Origin of the sequence: Streptomyces sp. NBC_01288 (genome assembly GCF_035982055.1) — a bacterium.
In the GTDB taxonomy this organism is placed as follows: domain Bacteria; phylum Actinomycetota; class Actinomycetes; order Streptomycetales; family Streptomycetaceae; genus Streptomyces.
On the sequence record NZ_CP108427.1, the window covers coordinates 2,496,535 to 2,518,326 of the forward strand.

The 21,792-nt window shown below is 69.0% G+C and carries 13 protein-coding genes; 6 read left to right on the top strand and 7 right to left on the bottom strand.

Annotation, left to right across the window (positions count from 1 at the left end; translation table 11 throughout):
* Positions 1 to 36 precede the first annotated feature (36 nt).
* On the top strand, positions 37 to 3,828 hold the full coding sequence (locus OG194_RS10860) for a GH92 family glycosyl hydrolase (RefSeq protein ID WP_327400661.1): 3,792 nt from the start codon (positions 37 to 39) through the stop codon (positions 3,826 to 3,828).
* 7 nt (positions 3,829 to 3,835) lie between these two features.
* Here OG194_RS10860 and OG194_RS10865 read toward each other — a convergent pair whose 3' ends face one another.
* The 3 genes from OG194_RS10865 to OG194_RS10875 all read right to left on the bottom strand — a co-directional run bounded on the left by OG194_RS10865 (position 3,836) and on the right by OG194_RS10875 (position 8,969).
* On the bottom strand, positions 3,836 to 4,210 hold the full coding sequence (locus OG194_RS10865; protein WP_327400662.1) for a hypothetical protein: 375 nt from the start codon (positions 4,208 to 4,210) through the stop codon (positions 3,836 to 3,838).
* Between the two features lie 67 nt (positions 4,211 to 4,277).
* Positions 4,278 to 7,550, bottom strand: a complete 3,273-nt coding sequence (locus OG194_RS10870; RefSeq protein ID WP_327400663.1) for a GH92 family glycosyl hydrolase — start codon at positions 7,548 to 7,550, stop codon at positions 4,278 to 4,280.
* 330 nt (positions 7,551 to 7,880) lie between these two features.
* Positions 7,881 to 8,969, bottom strand: a complete 1,089-nt coding sequence (locus OG194_RS10875) for a lytic polysaccharide monooxygenase auxiliary activity family 9 protein (RefSeq protein WP_327400664.1) — start codon at positions 8,967 to 8,969, stop codon at positions 7,881 to 7,883.
* Positions 8,970 to 9,206: 237 nt separating this feature from the next.
* Between OG194_RS10875 and OG194_RS10880 the strand changes: the two genes are divergently transcribed.
* Together OG194_RS10880 and OG194_RS10885 are read left to right on the top strand one after the other, a co-directional pair.
* Positions 9,207 to 9,779, top strand: a complete 573-nt coding sequence (locus OG194_RS10880; protein WP_327400665.1) for a hypothetical protein — start codon at positions 9,207 to 9,209, stop codon at positions 9,777 to 9,779.
* Positions 9,780 to 9,901: 122 nt separating this feature from the next.
* On the top strand, positions 9,902 to 12,169 hold the full coding sequence (locus tag OG194_RS10885; RefSeq protein WP_327400666.1) for an NEW3 domain-containing protein: 2,268 nt from the start codon (positions 9,902 to 9,904) through the stop codon (positions 12,167 to 12,169).
* A 49-nt stretch (positions 12,170 to 12,218) separates the two neighbouring features.
* Here OG194_RS10885 and OG194_RS10890 read toward each other — a convergent pair whose 3' ends face one another.
* The 3 genes from OG194_RS10890 to acnA form a co-directional block, all read right to left on the bottom strand.
* Positions 12,219 to 13,772 carry a sensor histidine kinase gene (locus OG194_RS10890; protein WP_327400667.1) on the bottom strand — a complete coding sequence of 518 codons (1,554 nt, stop codon included), beginning with the start codon at positions 13,770 to 13,772 and terminating at the stop codon, positions 12,219 to 12,221.
* Complete coding sequence (locus tag OG194_RS10895) at positions 13,769 to 14,494, bottom strand: response regulator transcription factor (protein ID WP_327400668.1); 726 nt, start codon at positions 14,492 to 14,494, stop codon at positions 13,769 to 13,771. The genes OG194_RS10890 and OG194_RS10895 overlap by 4 nt, the downstream gene beginning before the upstream one ends.
* Before the next feature lie 145 nt (positions 14,495 to 14,639).
* Complete coding sequence (acnA, locus tag OG194_RS10900) at positions 14,640 to 17,354, bottom strand: aconitate hydratase AcnA (protein WP_327400669.1); 2,715 nt, start codon at positions 17,352 to 17,354, stop codon at positions 14,640 to 14,642.
* Positions 17,355 to 17,623: 269 nt separating this feature from the next.
* Here acnA and OG194_RS10905 point away from each other — a divergent pair, with 269 nt between their 5' ends.
* From OG194_RS10905 to OG194_RS10915, 3 genes are all read left to right on the top strand, one after another.
* On the top strand, positions 17,624 to 18,559 hold the full coding sequence (locus tag OG194_RS10905; RefSeq protein WP_327400670.1) for a class I SAM-dependent methyltransferase: 936 nt from the start codon (positions 17,624 to 17,626) through the stop codon (positions 18,557 to 18,559).
* Between the two features lie 70 nt (positions 18,560 to 18,629).
* Entirely contained in the window at positions 18,630 to 18,827 is a 198-nt protein-coding gene (locus OG194_RS10910) for a DUF4236 domain-containing protein (protein ID WP_266773474.1), read from the top strand.
* A gap of 99 nt (positions 18,828 to 18,926) precedes the next feature.
* A complete protein-coding gene (locus tag OG194_RS10915) occupies positions 18,927 to 20,456 on the top strand; it encodes a helix-turn-helix domain-containing protein (protein WP_327400671.1) in 1,530 nt (509 codons plus the stop codon).
* A 60-nt stretch (positions 20,457 to 20,516) separates the two neighbouring features.
* Here the strand turns inward: OG194_RS10915 and OG194_RS10920 are convergent, their stop codons facing one another.
* Positions 20,517 to 21,755 carry a ricin-type beta-trefoil lectin domain protein gene (locus OG194_RS10920; RefSeq protein WP_327400672.1) on the bottom strand — a complete coding sequence of 413 codons (1,239 nt, stop codon included), beginning with the start codon at positions 21,753 to 21,755 and terminating at the stop codon, positions 20,517 to 20,519.
* Positions 21,756 to 21,792: the final 37 nt, after the last annotated feature.

Below are 21,792 nucleotides of genomic sequence, written 5' to 3' on the forward strand. Positions count from 1 at the left end.
ACAACGTTGTCCAGCGTGCAGGGAGGATGCCCTCGTATGCATCACAGATGGTGGGGTACGGCGGTCGTGTCGACCGCCGCACTGACATTGCTCGTGGGTTCACAGGGGGCGGCGATCGCCCTCCCGGCGAAGGCCCCGACCGGCGGGGAGTTCGCCTCCTCGTTCGAGTCGGGAGACCCGGCACCGGACTGGCTGAACACGGTCGACACCGCGCCGGACGGCTCCAAGCGGGCCTCGGGCGTCGACGGCGGTTACAGCACCGGCATCCCCGGCAATGTGACCGACCATGTCACCGACGTCCGGGCCAGCTCCGAGAACACCGGCGGCGGGGAGGTGAAGGAGAACCTCGTCGACGGCGAGTCCGGCACCAAGTGGCTGACCTTCGAGCCCACCGGCTGGGTCGAGTTCGACCTCGACAAGCCGGCCAAGATACTGACGTACGCCCTGACTTCGGCGAACGACTTCGCCGAACGCGATCCGCGGGACTGGACGCTGTCGGGCTCGACGGACGGCAAGGACTGGAAGACCCTGGACACCCGCTCCGGCGAGACCTTCGCCGACCGGTTCCAGACGAAGTCGTACGACCTCGCCGAGCCGGCCGAGTACCAGCACTTCCGGCTCGACATCACGAAGAACAACGGCGCGAGCGGCATCCTGCAACTCGCCGACGTCCAGTTCTCGACGGGCGGGAGCACCGCCCCGATCCCCGAGGACATGCTCTCGCTGGTCGACCGGGGCCCCAGCGGCTCCCCCACGGCCAAGGCGGGGGCCGGCTTCACCGGGAAGCGCGCACTGCGTTACGCGGGCCGTCACACGGCCACAGGGCGGGCCTACTCGTACAACAAGGTCTTCGACGTGAACGTGCCGGTCGGCCGGGACACCGCGCTCTCCTACCGGCTCTTCCCGCAGATGTCCGACGGCGACCTCGACTACGACGCCACGAACGTCTCCGTCGACCTCGCCTTCACCGACGGCACCTACCTCAGTGACCTCGGCGCGACGGACTCGCACGGCTTCGCGCTGACTCCGCAGGGGCAGGGCGCGGCGAAGATCCTCTACGTCAACCAGTGGAACAACGTCCTCTCGCGGATCGGTTCGGTCGCGGCCGGCAAGACCGTCGACCGGATCCTGCTGGACTACGACTCCCCCGGTGGCCCGGCGAAGTTCCGCGGCTGGCTGGACGACGTGAGCCTCAAGACGGTCGCGCCCGAGAAGCCGAAGGCGCATCTGTCCGACTACGCGCTGACCACCCGGGGCACCAACTCCAGCGGCAGCTTCTCGCGCGGCAACAACTTCCCCGCGGCCGCGCTGCCGCACGGCTTCAACTTCTGGACGCCGGTGACGAATTCGTCGTCACTCAGCTGGCTCTACGACTACGCACGCGCGAACAACGACGACAACCTGCCGACGCTCCAGGCGCTCAGCCTGAGCCACGAGCCCAGCCCCTGGATGGGCGACCGGCAGACCTTCCAGGTGATGCCGTCGGCCGCGTCGGGTACGCCCAACACCGACCCGACGGCACGGGAGTTGGCGTTCAAGCACGAGAACGAGACCGCGCGCCCGTACTACTACGGCGTCACGTTCGAGAACGGTCTGAAGGCCGAGATGGCCCCGACCGACCACGCGGCCTCGCTGCGCTTCACCTACCCCGGCGACGACGCGAGCGTGATCTTCGACAACGTCACCGAGCAGGCGGGCCTGACCCTCGACAAGACCAACGGGACCGTCACCGGCTACTCGGACGTCAAGTCCGGGCTGTCCACCGGCGCTACGCGGCTCTTCGTCTACGGCACGTTCGACGCGCCCGTGACGGACGGCTCCTCCAGCGGCGTCAAGGGCTATCTGAAGTTCAAGCCGGGCGCCGACCACACGGTCACCCTGCGTCTGGCCACCTCGCTGATCAGCGTGGACCAGGCGAAGGACAACCTGCGCCAGGAGATCCCGGACGGCACCTCCTTCGACACCGTCAAGCAGCAGGCCCAGAAGGTGTGGGACAAGCTGCTCGGCAAGGTCGAGGTGGAGGGGGCGACCCCGGACCAGCTGACGACGCTGTACTCCAGCATGTACCGGCTGTACCTGTACCCCAACTCCGGCTTCGAGAAGGTCGGTTCGACGTACCAGTACGCGTCGCCGTTCTCCCCGATGACGAGCCAGGACACTCCGACGCACACCGGCGCGAAGATCGTCGACGGCAAGGTGTACGTCAACAACGGCTTCTGGGACACCTATCGGACGACCTGGCCCGCCTACTCGTTCCTGACGCCCAGTCAGGCGGGTGAGATGGTCGACGGGTTCGTGCAGCAGTACAAGGACGGCGGCTGGACCTCGCGCTGGTCCTCGCCCGGCTACGCGGACCTGATGACGGGCACGTCTTCGGACGTCGCGTTCGCGGACGCGTACGTCAAGGGCGTGAAGTTCGACGCCAAGTCGGCCTACGACGCGGCCGTGAAGAATGCGACCGTCGTCCCGCCGGCGTCCGGCGTCGGCCGCAAGGGCATGACCACCTCGCCCTTCCTCGGCTACACCAGCACCGACACCGGTGAGGGCTTCTCCTGGGCGATGGAGGGCTATGTCAACGACTACGGCATCGCCAAGATGGGCCAGGCCCTCTACAAGAAGACCGGCGAGAAGCACTACAAGGAGGAGTCCGAGTACTTCCTCAACCGCGCCCAGGACTACGTGAACCTCTTCGACAAGCAGGCCGGGTTCTTCCAGGGCAAGGACGCCCAGGGCAACTGGCGGGTGGACTCGGCGAGTTACGACCCGAAGATCTGGGGCTACGACTACACGGAGACCGACGGCTGGGGCTACGCCTTCACCGTCCCGCAGGACAGCAAGGGCCTCGCCAACCTCTACGGCGGCCAGAAGGCCCTCGGTGACAAGCTCGACCAGTACTTCACCACCCCGGAGACCGCCTCGCCCACCAACGCCGGTTCCTACGGCGGTGTCATCCACGAGATGACGGAGGCGCGGGACGTCCGCATGGGCCAGTACGGGCACTCCAACCAGGTCGCCCACCACGTCACGTACATGTACGACGCGGCCGGCGAGCCCTGGAAGGCGCAGAAGGACGTGCGCGAGGTGCTCTCGCGGCTCTACACCGGCAGCGAGATCGGGCAGGGCTACCACGGCGACGAGGACAACGGCGAGCAGTCGGCCTGGTACCTCTTCTCCGCGCTCGGCTTCTACCCGCTGGTGATGGGCAGTGGCGAATACGCCATCGGCTCCCCGCTGTTCACCAAGGCGACCGTGCACCTGGAGAACGGCAAGGACCTGGTCGTCAAGGCGCCGAAGAACAGCACGAAGAACATCTACGTGCAGGGTCTGAAGGTCAACGGCCAGAACTGGACGAAGACTTCACTCCCCCACTCCCTGTTGGAGAAGGGCGGAGTCCTGGACTTCTCCATGGGCTCCAAGCCCTCGTCGTGGGGCAGCGGCAAGAACGCGGCGCCGGTGTCGATCACCAAGAACGACAAGGTGCCGACGCCCCGCACCGACCAACTCGCCGGTGTCGGGCCCCTGTTCGACAACACGTCGGCCACGGACGCGACGGTGACCTCGGTGGACCTGCCGATCGCCAAGGCCACCAAGGGCGTCCAGTACACGCTGACGTCGTCGAAGGACCACACGCAGGCACCGACCGGCTGGACCCTCCAGGGCTCTACCGACGGCACCAAGTGGAAGACGCTCGACAAACGCTCCGGCGAGTCCTTCACCTGGGACAAGCAGACGCGCGTCTTCTCAGTCAAGTCACCTGGCTCGTACGCGCGTTACCGCCTGGTCCTGGACAGTTCCTCGACGCTCGCGGAGGTGGAACTCCTGGCCTGAGACCACCTCACGACACGGGGAGGCGGGGCAGCAGTTTCCGCAACGCCTCCGCGTGTTGGTGAACCCGTCTGAGCACGCCTCTCCTGGTCGACGCGAAGACGGGGACGTCCTGGGCCGGACCGCACGCGGCGGCCGCGTACAGGTCGTCCAGCCAGGCCCCGCTCCCCCTGGTGCCGTCAGGCGCCAGGGGGATCAGTCGTGTCAGGACCTCCGATTCGGCGCCGCCCAGGAACCAGACGCGCACCATCAGATCCCCGCGCAGATAGCGCAGGCCGCCGTCTATGTCCTCCGGCGGCGCGAAGCCCTCGTCCCCCACCAGGAACGCGAAGGCCGTACGGGCTTCGGCCCGGAACTCCTCGGGCATGTGCGGCCGTTTCACCATCTGCGGATGCTCGCACGCGCCGATGTGCCCCCGCCACCAGAACGGGCGGGGGCACATATTTTGGACGTCAGTTCACCGCAAGGGTGAACACATGGAGATCCGGGTCGTCCGGAAGTGTCACGCTCTTGATGGTCTTGCCCGAGGGTGCCGCGAACGGCTTGGTGGCGAACACATAGGTGGCTACCGGATCCTTGTCCGCACCCGCGACATTGCGGTACGCGGTCCTGGCGACGACCACGTTGCCGTACTGCACGGTGCCGCCGCCCCCGCCGACCGTCCAGTCCGTGAAGGACAGGTCGACGGCGTCGGTGCTGCCGTCGGTGTAGGTGACGGTCGCCTTGGTCTGCTGGTTGCCGTTGACCGCGCTGCCCACGAAGGACAACGTGCTTGCGGGTTGCGGAAGTTGGACGGTCTGACCGGCCGCGGAGACGTTGTCGGGGCGCCCGTTCGGCGAGCTGGGCCAGGTGAAGCCGAGGCCGTTCACCGTGCCCGTGCCGCCCGGGGTCAGCCCGGCCGCCTCCAGCGCCTGGAGGGAGTAGCTCCAGCCGCCCCCGTCGTAGTCCGCCTCGTCGTGCTCGCCGGTGTCGTCGGAGACACCGGTGTTGTTGTAGGCGGCGAGGAGGGTGCCGGGCGCGGCCACGGTCAGGGACACCGGCTGCTCGTACGACGTACTGCCCGAGGTGACGGTGACCTTCACGTCGTAGAAGCCCTGCTGGACGTCGGTGGCGGCGGTCAGGGTGATGTCCTGGGAGCCGTCGACGACCGTGCCCTGGGCGGGAGTCGCCGTGACTCCGGCGGGCGTCTCGACGCTGTAGCGGACCTCGGGTCCGGTGCCGCCGCTCAAGGACAGGGCCTTGATGTTGACCTTGGTGGTCTCGCCGGGCGCGAGGGTCGCGGCGGTCGGGCCGACGCCGATCTGGTACGGCTGTTCGCCGGTGCGGAAGGACGGCGGGGCGTCGGCGGGATCGCTGCCCCAGGCGCGGTTCGGGGTGGTGGAGAGGGTGTAGTCGAGGGTGCCGCCGTTGCGGACGATGGAGGACGAGAGCCAAGGCTGTTGCGTGCTACGGCCGTTGACCTTCAGGGACTGGATGTACGGGGCGTCGGTCGCGGCGCCCTGCGCGCGGATGGAGATGTCGTTGCCGTGCGGGCGCTTGATCTCGATGCGCTCGAACAGCGGGGAGGCGAGGGTGAGTTCGGCGCGGGAGGGGACCTGGGGGTACATGCCGAGGGCGGAGAAGACGTACCAGGACGACATCTCGCCGAGGTCGTCGTTGCCGGGGATGCCGGCCGGGTCGGTCGTCCAGAGCTGCTTCATGGCCGCCCTGACCGTCTCCTGGGTCTTGTAGGGTGCTCCCGCGTAGTCGTACAGGTAGGGGACGTTGACGGACGGCTCGTTGTCCAGCTCGGACTTGTCGCCGCCGCTGCCCGTGAAGGACCAACTCCCGTCCGCCTCATGGAAGAAGGAGTCGAGGCGGGCGAGCGCCTTGTCCGTGCCGCCCATCGCCGCGAAGAGGCCGGCGGGGTTGTGCTGGACCATCCAGGTGTACTGGGCGGCCGTGCCCTCCACGAAGCCGTTGCCGGTGCCCGGGGTGAAGCCGGTGACCCAACTGCCGTCCGCCTTGCGGTTGGCGATGTAGCCGCCGGTGGGGTCGGCGGCGATGTTGAAGTTGTTCTGCCACCACTGAGCGCGCTGGGCGAAGTCGGCCGCCGTGCTCTTCTTCCCCGCCGCCGTGGCGAGTTGGGAGAGCGCGAAGTCCGCCGTGGACATCTCCAGCGTCTCGGCGGCGCCGCCCCAGGCATTGGACACGGACGGCATGTAGTGCAGGTTCAAGTACTTGTCCAGGGACGGGCGTTGGCCCACCGAGAGCACCGGCTTGCCCGAGGAGGACAGGTCCCCTGCGGTCGGTACGGTCGCCGCCTGGACGAGGGAAGCGAGGGCCCCCTTCAGGTCGAAGTCGGTGCCGCCGAAGGCGCGGATGCCGGCCAGGGCGGTGGGTGAGGGGTCGCCGTTCATGACGTGGGTGCCGCTCGCGCCGTGCAGCCAGCGGTCCCAGACTCCCCCGTTCTGCTGGGCGAGTTCGTAGAGGGACTGCGCGATGTCCGAGCCGGTACGGGGACTGAGGAGCGTGAGCAGTTGGACCTGCGACCGGTAGATGTCCCACCCGGAGAAGGTGCCGTACTGCGCTTGATGCCCCCGGCTCACCTTGTGCACCTTGCCGTCGCTGCCGGTGTATCTGCGGTCGGCGTCGCTGATGACGTTCGGGTGCAGGAGGGAGTGGTAGAGCGCGGTGTAGAAGGTGGTGCGCTCGGTGTCGGTGCCGCCGCCGACCTTGATCGCGCCGAGCTGGTCGCGCCAGGCGCGGTGGGCCGCGTCCTCGACGGCGTCGAAGGAGCGCTTCGGCGGGTTCTCCGCCTTGAGGTTGGCCTTGGCGCCTGCCTGACTGACGTACGAGATACCGACCTTGACGCCGACCGGTCCGGTGCCGGGCTCGAACTCGACGTAGCCGCCCGCGCCCTTGCCGGCGACGGGACGGCCGCCGGTGCTGAACCCGCCCGTGCCACCGGTCGTGTTCGTCGACCCCGGGGTCAGCTTGTCGTCCTGCCAGGTGCCGGTGGACTTGAAGGCGCGGTCGAAGGTGGCCGTGAAGTACAGGGTGTAGTAGGCGCGTTGGCCCTCGGGGTCGAGGTAGCCGCAGAAGTTGCCGGAGGTGACCGAGCCGGAGACCGTGTTGGTCTTCGGGTCGATGGTGACCGACGAATCGGTGGAGCCCACCTCGGAGTTGGCGGTGCGGATCAGCAGCGAGGCGGGCTTGTCGGCCGGGTAGGTGAAGCGGCCGGAGCCGGTGCGGGCCGTCGCCGTGAGGTCGGCGGTGACGCCTGAGGCGAGGCCCACCTTGTAGTGGCCGGGTTCGGCGGTCTCGTCGGTGTGGCTGAAGTCGGAGGCGTAGACGGCATCTTTGGTGTCGCTCGCCGGGGACGAGGTGACCTCACCGGCGTACGGGTAGAACGGGATGTCGCCGCTGCCGCCCGCGCAGCCCGTGCCGGACATGTGGGTGAGACTGAAGCCGCGGATGCGGGTGGCGTCGTACTGGTAGCCGCCTGGTGCGGCGGTGCTGGTCGCGCTGCCTCTGGTGTTCTCCGGGCTCCAGGAGAGCATGCCGAAGGGCACGACGGCGCCCGGGAAGACGTTGCCGCCGTTCTTGGTGCCGATCAGCGGATCGACGTAGGCGGTGGGGTCCTTGACGAGTTGTGGCGGGGCGGTGGTGGCCGCCAGGGCGGGGGTGGCGCCGCCGAGCGCGAGTGCGGCGGCGAGCCACAGGGACATGGGACGGAAACGCATGACGCGGCCCCTCCTCCTTCGGACGGGTCGCGCACCACAGGTCGCACAAGCCGCAGGGACAGTAACGTGCGCCACCCGTACCACGGAAGAGCGCGTGGGCCGGTGAGGGCACGCGGGCCGGCCACTCGGACGGCGTCCGCAGGCCAACTGGCTTGACATCGTTGTCCGTTGGGGCGGTAGAGTCATATGCAGACCATTCGACAACGTTGTCGCACCGCAGTGTCGCCCCAAGCCACGCACCACCCGGGCAGGTTCAACCCCCATTGCCTGTCCGGCTCGCGGATCCGGTGGCCCCCGACCACCGGATCCGCCCCGAGCTCAGCATCAGGCTCAACCGACCTGGCAGGGCAGGGTAGTTGCCGTGTCTCCGCCGTCGCCGTTCACGACGTAGCCGAAGGTGGCGCTCTGCCCCGGACTCAGTGAGCCGTTCCAGTCGGCGTTGTGGACCATCACGTCCTGGCCGGCGTAGGTCGCGTTGCCGTTCCAGAGGCTGGCGACCGACTGGCCTGCCGGGAGTGCCCAGTTGACCATCCAGCCGAGCATCGGGACGTCACCGGAGTTGGTGACGGTCACCTCGGACTGGTAGCCGCCGGGCCAGGTTCCCGTCGTGTGCCTGGTCGCCGAACAGACGCCGGGTACCGGGTCGGTGGGGTTGCCCGGGTCGTGAATACCCGTCACCTCGCCGTTGCCGCCGTCGAACACGACGTCCGAGCAGGAGTAGAAGGTCTCCGCGCTGTCCGAGCGCTGCCACACCATGTAGACGATGTTCCGCCCCGACTTGTTCGCCGGAAGCTGCCCGGTCCAGGAGTAGTTGGCCTCGACTGTGCCCGGCGTGCCGTTGAGCGGCGGGTGGTCGACCGTGAGGAACGGAGTGTCCTCCATGGCGTCCCACGTGAGCGTCTTCGTCGGGTCGAAGCCGTCCTTGGTGATGTAGACGTAGAACCAACCCGGGTGCGCCGCCCAGGCGTTGTACGAGAAGTCGACCGTCGCGCCGGAGGTCAGATGCGTCAACGGCCAGTCGTCGCGCGGGAGATCGAAGCCCGTGAAGTTAGGGTTGCCACCGCTGCACAGCGAACCGTCCGGCACGAAGCCCCGGGTGCGGCCGGCGCCGTCGGAGCGCAGCACGGAGAACCAGTTGTAGAACGGCGTTGTACCGCTGACCTGCTGAGCCGCCTTGCAGGCCGGGTTGATCGGTTTGATCTCGCCGGTGTCGGTCAGCGCGTCCTGCCAGCAGAGGAAGGTGCGGCTGCCGGGTTTCATGGGGGTGCCGTGCGCCTCCGCGCGGCCACCCGTGGCGAGGATCAGGGCCAGGGCGGGGACGGTGGTGAGCAGGGCCAGGAGGACGAGGAAGAGGGCTCGGCGGGGAGTGGGGCGCGGTAATCGCGGCACCGCGTGGGGAGTTGGGGTTGGATTTGTCATAAGCATGACACTTCTACGTCCCTTCGGTCGGCGGGTGCGAGGAACGTGCGGAGGTGGATACGTGGGGTGGGGCGACCCTGCCACCCGGCGGGTTCCGGACCGTCGGGCGGGTGGGAGCGCTCCCACCCCACTTGCCCGTGAAGTTAGCGCGGACTGGGGAGGCTGTAAACGTCTGGCGGCATGCGAAGTGGCGGTGGGGGCGGGCTTGTCCGGAGCCGGGTCTCGTACGATCCCGGCATGATCGCAGTCGTCGTCACGGTCGCACTGGCCTTCGCCGGGTATGCCGCCACGTACCTCAACGGCCTGCGGTTGACCCAGCGGCAGGAGCGGCTGGCCCGGGTCAATCGCCAACTCGGGGATTTCTATGGGCCGTTGCTCGCACTGACGGAGGCCAACGCCCGCACCTTCGCCGCGTTCGTGGAGCGGCATGCCCGGCCCGGAGGCGTCTCGCCCTTCAGCGACGGGACTCCGCCGACCGACGAGGAACTCGCCGAGTGGCGGCTGTGGGTGACGACCGTTTTCCTGCCGGTGCTGCGGGAGATGCGCGAACTCGTCGTCGGGCGGGCGGATCTGCTGCGCGAGCCGGAGATGCCGCCGCTGCTGCTGGAGTTGTGCGCGCACGCGGCCGGATACGAGATCACCGCGGCGCGCTGGGCGCTGGGCGACTTCTCAGAACACCTGTCGCTGGTCGCGTTCCCGAGCGCGGAGTTGGCCGCGTACGCACGGCGGGGTTTCGGTGAACTGAAGCTGGAGCAGGCGCGGTTGCTGGGTGGCCGTGCGGCCGGCGCCACAGTGACCCCACAGACTTGACCCAGTCTTGACCGAGCGCGCCATGTGGTGACTGGCGTTCGGTCATGTTCACTTGTCGCGTCCACGGGGTTGGTTCTTGACGTTTTCTGAGTCGAGTGGGCGTTGCGATGGAGGAACAGCTCATGAGAAGACAGATCCGCGGTGTACTGGCCGCGTTCACCGGAGCGCTGCTGCTCACCATGGGGATCACCGCGACCGGCGGCCATTCCGCGCGGGCCGATGACAACGGTGTCGGGCTCAAACCCGTGCTGGGGTGGAGCAGTTGGAGCTTTGTGCGGCGCGATCCGACCGCGCAGACCATCGAGGCGCAGGCGAAGGCTCTCAAGACCAGCGGCCTCGCGAAGAACGGGTTCGTCTACGCCAACGTCGACGACTTCTGGTACCAGTGCCCGGGCAGTCAGGGGCCGGACGTCGACCAGTACGGCCGCTGGGTCACCGACCCGGTGAAGTTCCCGCCGCGCGGTAGCGAGAACGGCGTCCAGGTCGTGGCCGACTATGTCCACTCCCTGGGGCTGAAGTTCGGCCTGTACGTCACGCCCGGCATCTCGCAGCAGGCGGTCGCCAAGAACACCGAGATCAAGGGAACGCCGTACCACGCGCGGGACATCGCCACCACGACGACGGAGAGCAACTACAACTGCGGCGGCATGGTGGGCATCGACTACACCAAGCCCGGTGCGCAGTCCTTCATCGACTCGTGGGCCGGTCAGTTCGCCGGGTGGGGCATCGACTATCTGAAGATCGACGGTGTCGGCACGTCCGACCAACAGGACGTCCAGGCCTGGTCGGACGCCCTGCATCACACTGGGCGGCCGATCCACCTGGAGCTGTCCAACAACCTCGACATCAGCAACGCGGCCACCTGGAAGAAGCTCTCCAACGGCTGGCGCACCGGCGGCGACATCGAGTGCTACTGCGGTCCGGACGACAGCAGTTACCCCCTGACGACCTGGGCCTCCATCGCCTCGCGCTTCGACCAGGTCGCGGCCTGGGCACCGTACGGCGGTCCCGGCGGCTACAACGACTACGACTCCCTGGAGATCGGGAACGGCGCGAACAACGGCCTCACCCCCGACGAGCGCAGGACGCAGATGAGTCTGTGGTCGCTGGCCGCGTCGCCGCTCGTCCTCGGCACCGACCTCACCCATCTCGACCCGGCCGACCTCGCGTTGCTGAAGAACACCGACGTCCTCGCGGTCGACCAGGACGGCATCGACGCGAAGCGGATCTCCTCGGACGCGAACGCGCAGGTGTTCGCCAAGACCGAGGCCGACGGGGACGTCGTGGTGGGCCTGTTCAACACCGGGTCGGCTCCCCGTGAGGTGGCCACGACCGCGTCCGCGCTGGGTCTGTCCAAGGCGCGCGACTACTCCCTGCGGGATCTGTGGAGCCACCGGCTGACCGAGTCGGCGGGCCGGATCGCCGCCAACGTGCCCGCGCACGGCGTGGTTCTGTACCGGGTTCACGCCACCCACCGCACGGTGACCGGCGCGGCTCCGGACGTGTCGTTCGGGCTCGACTGGGCGCCCGCGCCCAGCGACAGCACCACCCGTACCGTGACCGCCGTCCTGTCCGACAACGGGTCGCGGTCGATCACCGACGCCGATCTGACCCTCACCGGGCCGGCCGGCACGAAGATCACCACGCGTGACGTGACCCGGGCCCGGACGATCCGCGGCGGTCACGCGCTGAAGGTCACGTACTCCGTGTCCATCCCGCCCTCGGCGAAGCTCTTCGCCGCCAACGACTTCCAGGGGACGGCGAGTTACCGCTTCCGGTCGGCGGGGAAGACCCGCCTCACCGCCGGTGACACGATCACCGTCAACCACCAAGTGACCGCCCCGTACCGGACGTTCGCGTCCACCACCGCGAGCTTCAGCGAGTCCGGCACCCAACTCGGCATCCGGGCGCAGGGCGCGGACCTGTACAACGGCACCAACGAATACGGCTCGATCTATCTGCCGGGTGCCGAGCACGACGGTTCGGTGACGACCGTGAAGCTCAACTCCCAGTCGGACACGGATGTTTGGGCCAAGGCCGGGATCATGGTCCGCAACGACATCACCCAGTCCAACACCTCCCCCGGGTACGTGGCCCTGGTCGCGACCCCGGGCAACGGCTACCTCCTCGACTGGGACAGCGACGGCGACGGAAAGCTCGACTCGCAGGACTCCGCCGGCACCGCCGCCTACCCGTCGTGGCTGAAGCTCGTCCGCGACGGCACCTCGTACAGCGGCTACTACTCGACCGACAACGCCACGTGGAACCTGGTCGGCACCATCGACGTCCCGACGGCAGCGGCCACCCAGGACGTCGGCCTCACCCAGACCTCACACGCCTCGGGCACGACCGGCGAGGCCGACTTCGACTCGTTCACGACGACGCCGTAGGTCTACGGCGACGACGGTGATGCGCGTCCGTCCGGCGCCCGGTGCTCTTCTAGACCGGCGCCGTCCGTGCGCGCATCGCCTGTTCTGCGGGCGGGAGTTCGGTGGCGGCGGCGGGGAGTTCGATGGTGAACTCCGTGCGGCCCGGGACGCTGGTCACGTCGATGCGGCCGCCGTGGGCTCCGGTGATCGCCGTCGCGATGGCGAGGCCGAGGCCGGAGCCGCCCTCCTTGCCGCCTGCGCGGGCGCGGGAGGCGTCGGCGCGGGTGAAGCGTTCGAAGACCGTGGGGAGGAGGGCCGGGGGGATGCCCGGGCCGTCGTCGCGTACCCGGATTGCGACGGTGCGGGCGGCGGTGGCCTCGACGCTCGCCGTGACCGTCGTGCCGACGGGGGTGTGCATACGCGCGTTGGCCAGCAGGTTGGCCAGCACCTGGTGCAGGCGGGCCTCGTCGCCGATGACCAACGCCGGGGCGTCCAGGGACAGTTGGAGCTGCCAGTCGTGGCCGGTGCCGGCCGCTCGGGCGTCCCACACCGCCTCGGCGAGCAGCGCCGCGAGGTCCACCTCGGCGGACTGCAAGGGCCGGCCCTCGTCGAGCCGGGCGAGCAGCAGGAGGTCCTCCACGAGGCCCGTCATGCGTGCCGACTCGGCGGTGACCCGGCGCCAGGCGAGGCCCGGTTCGATGCGGTCGGTGCCGCGGTTCATCAGCTCGGCGTAGCCCGCGATCGAGGCGAGCGGGGTGCGGAGTTCATGGCTGGCGTCGGCGAGGAAGCGGCGCATGCGTTCCTCGCTGCGGCGCATCTGCTCCTCGCTGCGTTGGCGTTCGGCGAGCGAGGACTCGACATGGTCGATCATGCGGTTGAGCGCGGCGCCGACCTGGCCGGCCTCGCTGCCGGGGTCGGTGTCCCGCTCGGGCACCCGGGTGAGCGCGGTGACCTCGCCGTGCCCGAGCTGCGAGCGGGAGACCTCGACCGCGGTGGCGGCGACCCGGCCCAGCGGCCGTAGCTGCCGTCGTATGACGACCGCGCACAGGCAGCCCGCGACGGTCAGGCCGGCGAGGGCGACGACCGCCTCGGCCACCACCAGACCGCTGATCATGTCCTGTACGTCGTCCATCGGGAGGCCGGTGAGGACCTTGACCCCATTGTGGTTGAGCGCCGTGAGCCGGTAGGTGCCGAAGCCCGGCACGGTCCGGGTGTGCATCGCGCCGTCGGCCGTGATGCCCGCGAGGGCCTCGCGCTGGGCGGTGGTGAGGTTCTGCGGCGGGGCGTCCTGGCTGACGACGGCCGCGGCGATGACCGAGCCCTTGTCGTCGAACCGTGCGGCGAGCGTCCCGACGGCGTGGCCGTTCTCCATGAGGAACCCGAGGTCCCCGTCGAAGTCCGGGTGGTGTTCGGCGCCGCCCAGGCTGCGTTCGGCGGCGTTGCCCACCCGGTCGTCCAGGTCGCCCAGCAGATAGGCGCGTTGGACGAGGACGGTGGTGAGGGACATCGCGGCGCACACGACGAACAGGGTGGCGCTGATGAAGAGGAGGAGGCGGGTGCGCAGTGAACGGCCGTGCAGGCGGCCTCGGTTGCGGGTTCGGAGGTTGCGGATTCGGAGGTTCATCTGGCGTCCTCCACGGGCCGTAGGGCGTATCCCATCCCGCGCACGGTGTGGATCATCGGAGCGCGGCCCCGGTCTATCTTCCGGCGGAGGCTGGAGATGTAGACCTCGACGAGGTTGCCGCCGCCGTCGAAGCAGCTGCTCCACACCTGGTCGAGGATCTGCGCCTTGCTCAGCACCTGGCGGGGATGGTCCAGGAACAGGGTGAGCAGGTCGAACTCCTTGGCGGTGAGCTGGACCGGCTCACCGGCGCGCCGTACCTCGCGGGTTTCGCCGGTCAGGACGAGGTCGCCGAGGACCCGTACGGAGTCGTCGGACGGGGTGCGTTCGCCGCCCGCCCGGCGCAGCAGTCCGCGCAGCCGCAGGACGACCTCCTCCAGGGAGAAGGGTTTGGTGACGTAGTCGTCGGCGCCCGCTTCGAGGCCGTCGAGGCGGTGCTCGATCGCGTCGCGGGCGGTGAGCATGAGGACGGGCAGCCGGGGGTTCTCGTAGCGGAGTCTGCGCAGGACCTGGATGCCGTCGAGGTCGGGCAGCATGCCGTCGAGGACGACGGCGTGCGGGGCGCAGCCGCGGGCGATGCGCAGCGCGCTGTGTCCGTCCGGCGCGGGGTAGGGCCGCCAGCCGGCCTCGGTGACCGCGACGGAGAGCAGCTCGGTGAGCGCGGGCTCGTCGTCGACGATGAGCACGCGGACACGGCTGCCGCGGGACCCCGATGTGCCAGTCATGTCCCGATTCTGTCCCCGTCCGCTGGGGGAACCCTGTGTTCCACCTGAGTCCTGGCGATGACCTCCGCGGACCTGCGGCGGACAGACGCGGAGGGCCGCACCCCCGTCGCCGGGGATGCGGCCCTCAACTGCCTTGCTGTAGCCGCTAGTTGCGGATCAGGTTGCGCAGCACGTACTGGAGGATGCCGCCGTTGCGGTAGTAGTCGGCCTCGCCGGGGGTGTCGATGCGGACGACCGCGTCGAACTCCACGCCGGTGTCGGTGGTGACCTTGACCGTGCTCGGGGTGGTGCCCTCGTTCAGCTCGGTGATGCCGGCGACGGAGAAGGACTCCTCGCCGGTCAGACCGAGGGACTCGGCGGTCTGGCCCGCCGGGTACTGGAGCGGGACGACGCCCATGCCGATGAGGTTCGAGCGGTGGATGCGCTCGTACGACTCGGCGATGACGGCCTTGACGCCGAGGAGCGCGGTGCCCTTGGCGGCCCAGTCGCGGGACGAGCCGGAGCCGTACTCCTTGCCGGCCAGGATGACCAGCGGGATGCCCTGCTCGATGTAGTTGCGCGAGGCGTCGTAGATGAAGGAGACGGGGGCGTCCGCCTGCGTGAAGTCGCGGGTGAAGCCGCCCTCGGTGCCGGGCGCGACCTGGTTGCGCAGGCGGATGTTGGCGAAGGTGCCGCGGATCATGACCTCGTGGTTGCCTCGGCGGGAGCCGTAGGAGTTGAAGTCACGCCGCTCGATGCCGTGCTCGGTGAGGTACTTGCCGGCCGGGGTGTCGGCCTTGATGGCACCGGCGGGCGAGATGTGGTCCGTCGTCACCGAGTCGCCGAGCTTGGCCAGGACGCGGGCGCCGTCGATGTCCGAGACCGGGGTGGTCTCCATCGTCATGCCCTCGAAGTACGGGGGCTTGCGGACGTAGGTCGACTGGGCGTCCCACTCGAAGGTGTTGCCCTCCGGGATGGGCAGCGCCTGCCACTGGGCGTCGCCCGCGAAGACGTCGGCGTAGGACTTGTTGAACATGTCCTCGCCGATGGAGTTGGCGACGACGTCGTTGACCTCGGCCTCGGTCGGCCAGATGTCTTCGAGGTAGACCGGCTTGCCGTCCTGGTCGACGCCGAGCGCGTCCTTGGTGATGTCCACCTTCATGGAGCCCGCGAGGGCGTACGCGACGACCAGCGGCGGGGACGCCAGGTAGTTCATCTTGACGTCCGGGTTGATCCGGCCCTCGAAGTTGCGGTTGCCGGAGAGCACCGAAGTCACGGCCAGGTCATGGTCGTTGACGGCCTTGGAGACCTCCTCCGGCAGCGGGCCGGAGTTGCCGATGCAGGTGGTGCAGCCGTAGCCGACGAGGTTGAAGCCGACCTTGTCGAGGTAGGGGGTGAGCCCCGCCTTGTCGAAGTAGTCGGTGACGACCTTGGAGCCGGGCGCGAGGGTGGTCTTGACCCAGGGCTTCCGCGTCAGACCCTTCTCCACGGCCTTCTTCGCGACGAGCGCGGCGGCGACCATGACGTACGGGTTCGAGGTGTTGGTGCAGGAGGTGATGGCCGCGACCGTCACCGCGCCGTGGTCCAGCTCGTAGGTCGAGCCGTCGGGGGCGGTCACCGTGACGGGGTTGCTCGGCACACCGTTGCTGGCGGCCGGGGAGTCGGAGGCCGGGAAGGACTCCTTGCCCGCCTCGTCGTCGTCGGCGACGTAGTTGCGCACGTCGCTCTTGAACTGCTCGGAGGCGTTCGCGAGGACGATGCGGTCCTGCGGGCGCTTCGGGCCCGCGATCGACGGGACGACCGTCGAGAGGTCCAGCTCCAGCTTCTCGGAGAAGTCGGGCTCGGCGGCCGGGTCCAGCCAGAGGCCCTGCTCCTTGGCGTACGACTCGACGAGCGCGACCTGCTGCTCGTCACGGCCGGTCAGGCGCAGGTACTTCAGGGTCTCGTCGTCGATCGGGAAGATCGCGGCGGTGGAACCGAACTCCGGCGACATGTTGCCGATGGTGGCGCGGTTCGCGAGGGAGGTGGCGGCGACGCCCTCGCCGTAGAACTCGACGAACTTGCCGACGACGCCGTGCTTGCGCAGCATCTCGGTGATGGTGAGCACGAGGTCCGTGGCGGTGGTGCCCGGGGTCAGCTCGCCCGTGAGCTTGAAGCCGACGACGCGCGGGATGAGCATCGACACCGGCTGGCCGAGCATCGCGGCCTCGGCCTCGATGCCGCCGACGCCCCAGCCCAGCACACCGAGGCCGTTGACCATCGTGGTGTGCGAGTCGGTGCCGACGAGGGTGTCGGGGTAGGCCTGTCCGTTGCGGACCATGACCGTACGGGCCAGGTGCTCGATGTTGACCTGGTGGACGATGCCGGTGCCCGGCGGGACGACCTTGAACTCGTCGAACGCGGTCTGGCCCCAGCGCAGGAACTGGTAGCGCTCGCGGTTGCGGCCGTACTCCAGCTCGACGTTCTGCGCGAACGCCTCGTGGGTGCCGAACTTGTCCGCGATGACGGAGTGGTCGATGACCAGCTCGGCCGGCGCGAGGGGGTTGATCTTCGCCGGGTCGCCGCCCAGCTCCTTCACGGCCTCACGCATGGTCGCGAGGTCCACCACGCAGGGCACGCCGGTGAAGTCCTGCATGATCACACGGGCCGGCGTGAACTGGATCTCCTGCGACGGCTGGGCCTGCGAGTCCCAGGTGCCGAGGGCGCGGATGTGATCGGCGGTGATGTTCGCGCCGTCCTCGGTGCGGAGCAGATTCTCCAGCAGGACCTTAAGGCTGTAGGGGAGCCGGGCCGAGCCCTCCACCTTGTCCAGGCGGAAGATCTCGTACGACTCGTCGCCCACCTGCAGCGTGCTGCGGGCGTCGAAGCTGTTCGCCGACACGACAGTCTCCTTCATTGATGTGCGCGTTCCCACCGCATCCTGCCGCTACGACGTCTTGGCCGATCCGCTAAGGTCAGGCTAAGTTAGGTAAGCCTTACTACTGGGATCGGCGGAGTGTGCGGCTGCGGTGCACCTCGGCAGATATCTCGATGTCGAGATAACTCTAGTACATGGGGGCGGGCTGGTCATGCCCGGACCCGTCGGCAGGGTCCATCGACGCCGCGAAAACCGGTGGAGCCGACGCGCCCCGCATCCGTACCGTCCCCGGAGTGACCTATCTGAGCCCGCTCGGGTACCTGCTGGGACTTGAGGGTGCCGCCCTGCTGCGCGGCTTCCGGGAGAGAAGCGCCGACCAGGCCTTCGTCGAGACCCGGATCACCGAGATCCGCAGGCTGCTGGACACCCCGGAGCTCGCCGACGCGGAGGGCGTCACGGCTGTCCCCGGCGCGATCAGCACGGCCGACGTCTATCAGGACTGGGCCCCGCACTACGACTCCCCCGGCAACCAGATGATCGACATCGAGCAACCCGTCGTCCGGCGCATCCTGGACGGCCTGCCCGTCGGCACGGCACTGGACGCCGCGTGCGGCACCGGCCGGCACACCGCCCATCTGCACCGGCTCGGCCACCGTGCCATCGGCGTCGACGCCTCCCCGGAGATGCTCGCGCGGGCCCGGGAGCGGCTGCCGGACGTCGACCTCCGCGAGGCCGACCTGCATCGACTGCCGCTTCCCGACGACGCGGTCGACACCGTCCTCTGCGCGCTCGCGCTGACCCACGTCCCCGATCTGGCGGCCGTGCTGGCCGAGTTCGCGCGGGTGCTGCGTCCCGGCGGGCATCTCGTGATCTCCGACGCGCACGTCATGTCGCCCTACCTCCGGCCCGCCCTCCCCCGGCGCGCCGGCCCGGACGGCCGCGCGACCCTGCTCACCGAGTACCACCGCCCGCTCAGCGCATACCTCTCGGCCGCCCTCCCGCTCGGATTCCGGGTCCAGCACTGCGAGGAGCCCTGCCGCCCACGCCGCTCCCTCGATCCCGGCGCCGCCCCGGACCCGCTGCCCACGTGGATGTCCTGGGACCTCCTGCACTGGGATCCCGAGGCGTCCGCCGCCGCCCTGGACGAATCGCCGGTCGTCGTCATCTGGCACTTCCGGCTCGGAGACAACGAGGACAACGAGGACAACAGGGACAACGGGGAGGAGTGAGCAACTCCCTTTTGTCCTCGGATGATTGGCCGACTTCGGGGTACCCGGTGCCAGACGAAAGGGGGCGGGTATGCCGCTCACGTTCCGTAAGAGCTTCCGGATCCTTCCCTGGCTTCGGCTGAACATCAACAAGGGGTCCCTGTCGTTCACGACAGGCGGCAAGCGCGGCCCGCGCTACACGCGCAGCACCTCGGGGCGCCGTACGACATCGATGAACCTGCCCGGGCCGTTCGGGTGGCGCAAGACGCGCACCAAGAAGGACGACTGACAGCAGCCACTGGCAGCAGCCGGCAGGACTGCTGACCGGTCGTCACTCGAATGGACCCCCCAGGAGGCGCCATCTCATATCTGAGATAACCTCGGCCTCATGGCAGACGACTACCTCGTACGTATCGGCAAGCTCATCCGTGACGCCCGGCAACATCGGGGCTGGACACAGACGCAGCTCGCCGAGGCGCTCGGCACCAGTCAGAGCGCCGTCAATCGCATCGAGCGCGGCAACCAAAACATCAGCCTTGAGATGATCGCTCGAATCGGTGAAGCCCTGGACAGCGAGATCGTCTCTCTGGGCTACGCCGGTCCGATGCATCTGCGGGTGGTCGGCGGTCGCCGGCTGTCCGGCGCGATCGATGTGAAGACCAGCAAGAACGCGTGCGTGGCACTGCTGTGCGCCTCGCTCCTCAACAAGGGGCGCACGGTGCTGCGCCGGGTCGCGCGGATCGAGGAGGTGTACCGCCTTCTGGAGGTACTCGGCTCGATCGGCGTGCGCACCCGCTGGATCAACGACGGCGTCGACCTGGAGATCGTGCCGCCGGCCGAGCTGGACATGGAGTCGATCGACGCGCAGGCCGCCCGCCGGACCCGCTCGATCATCATGTTCCTCGGCCCGCTGCTGCACCGCATGGACAGCTTCAAGCTGCCGTACGCGGGCGGTTGCGACCTCGGCACGCGCACGATCGAGCCGCACATGATCGCGCTGCGCCGCTTCGGCCTGGACATCGCCGCGACCGAGGGCCTCTACCACGCGCAGGTCGACCGGGCCGTCTCCCCCGACCGGCCGATCGTGCTGACCGAGCGCGGCGACACCGTCACCGAGAACGCGCTGCTGGCCGCCGCCCGCCACCAGAGCGTCACGGTCATCCGCAACGCGTCCTCGAACTACATGGTCCAGGACCTGTGCTTCTTCCTGGAGGCACTCGGCGTCAAGGTCGAGGGCATCGGCACCACCACGCTCACCGTGCACGGCGTGCCGACCATCGACGTCGACGTGGACTACTCCCCCTCCGAGGACCCGGTCGAGGCGATGAGCCTGCTGGCCGCCGCCGTCGTCACCGAGTCGGAGCTGACGGTCCGCCGGGTGCCCATCGAGTTCCTGGAGATCGAGCTCGCGGTCCTGGAGGAGATGGGCCTCGACCACGACCGCACACCGGAGTACGTCGCGGACAACGGCCGTACGCGCCTGGTGGACCTCACGGTCCGGCCCTCCAAACTGGAGGCGCCGATCGACAAGATCCACCCGATGCCGTTCCCCGGCCTGAACATCGACAACGTGCCGTTCTTCGCGGCGATCGCGGCGGTCGCACAGGGGCAGACCCTCATCCACGACTGGGTCTACGACAACCGCGCGATCTACCTCACGGACCTCAACCGCCTCGGCGGCCGGCTCCAACTCCTCGACCCGCACCGGGTGTTGGTCGAGGGCCCGACCCGCTGGCGGGCCGCCGAGATGATGTGCCCGCCGGCGCTGCGGCCCGCCGTGGTCGTCCTGCTCGCGATGATGGCGGCGGAGGGCACGTCCGTGCTGCGCAACGTGTATGTCATCAACCGCGGTTACGAGGATCTGGCGGAGCGGCTCAACTCGATCGGGGCGCAGATCGAGATCTTCCGGGACATCTAGAACACATCGCGGATGCCTGGGGTGCCGCCGTGCCTTACGGGTGCGGCGGCACCGTCGTGTTCAGCGGGTGCTCCACTTCTGGTTGTCCTGGCCGTTGCAGTCCCAGAGCTGGAGCCGGGTGCCGTTGGCGGTTCCCTGGTTCTTGACGTCCACGCACTTGTTGGCCTGCGGATTGACCAGGTCGTTGCTGGAGTTGAGGCGGAACTGCTGGGCCGGGTTGCCGCTGCACACCGCGATCTGGATCACCGCGCCGTTCGCCGACGAGCCCCAGGCGACGTCCATGCACAGGCCCATGGAGCGGATCGTGCCGTCCGAACGGAAGTCCCACTTCTGCCAGTTCTTGCCGGTGCAGCTGTTGATCTGGAGCGGCGAACCGTCGGCGCCCTTGTGACCCACCATCTCGATGCACTTGTTGGAGGCGTGGCCGTAGATGGTGGTGCCGGGCGCGGCGACCACCGTCTTGGTGGCGGTGACCTTTGTCGTGGTGGTCTTCTTCGAACCCCCGCCGGAGGACGCCTTCTTGGGTGCCTCGGCGGAACTGCCCGCGATCACTCCGGCACCGGAACCGGCACCGGCGGCCGCGGCTCCCGCGCCCTTCTTCACCGTGTTGTTCTTGCCGCCGCTCGGGTGCGAGAGGGTCGACTTCGGCGAGGTGGGGCCCGGGCTGGCCGAACCGTAGGCGCCGGCACCGATGTTCGTCGTCGCCCCGTTCAACACCGTTCCCGCGTCGGCCACTTGGTCCGACGGCTTGGAGTCCGAGTTCGACCTGCCGAGCAGACCGGACACCAGGAACGGTACGCCGATCAGCAGCGCGCCGGCTATCGCGGCTCCGGCGAGGACTCCTCGGGAGGGACGGCCGAAGGCGGGGGCCGCGGCGGCGGTGTCCTCCCCGGCTTCCGAACCGGCTCCGGCGCCGGCGCCGACTCCGTCTCCGGATCCGTCTGTTGCCGCTCCGGCCACCGCCTCGGGGCCCGGGTCGGGGTCGGCGTGGGTGTCGGGTGCGGCTTCGGGGGTGGTGCCTTCGTCGGTGCCTACGGCGGCTTCGTCAGTGCCTACGGCGGCTTCCGCGGACGGGAGTTGGGCCGTGGCGGCGGGCTGTGAGGGGGGCGTCAGCGCCGCTTCCGCCGTCGCCGCGGTCTCGGGGTCGCCGCCGGTGCGGGCGGCCGTCGCCTCCCCGCTGGTCGGCGGGAGTGCCGCCGCTTCGGTCTCGGGGGCGCCGCCCGCGGTGGTGTCCGGGGCCGGGGCGGGCTCCGTCCCGCCCGTCGCTGCCTGGTGCTGCGGGCTGTTCTTGCCGGACATGCTGTTCCTTTCGGAAAGGTGATCGGGTGACGACCGG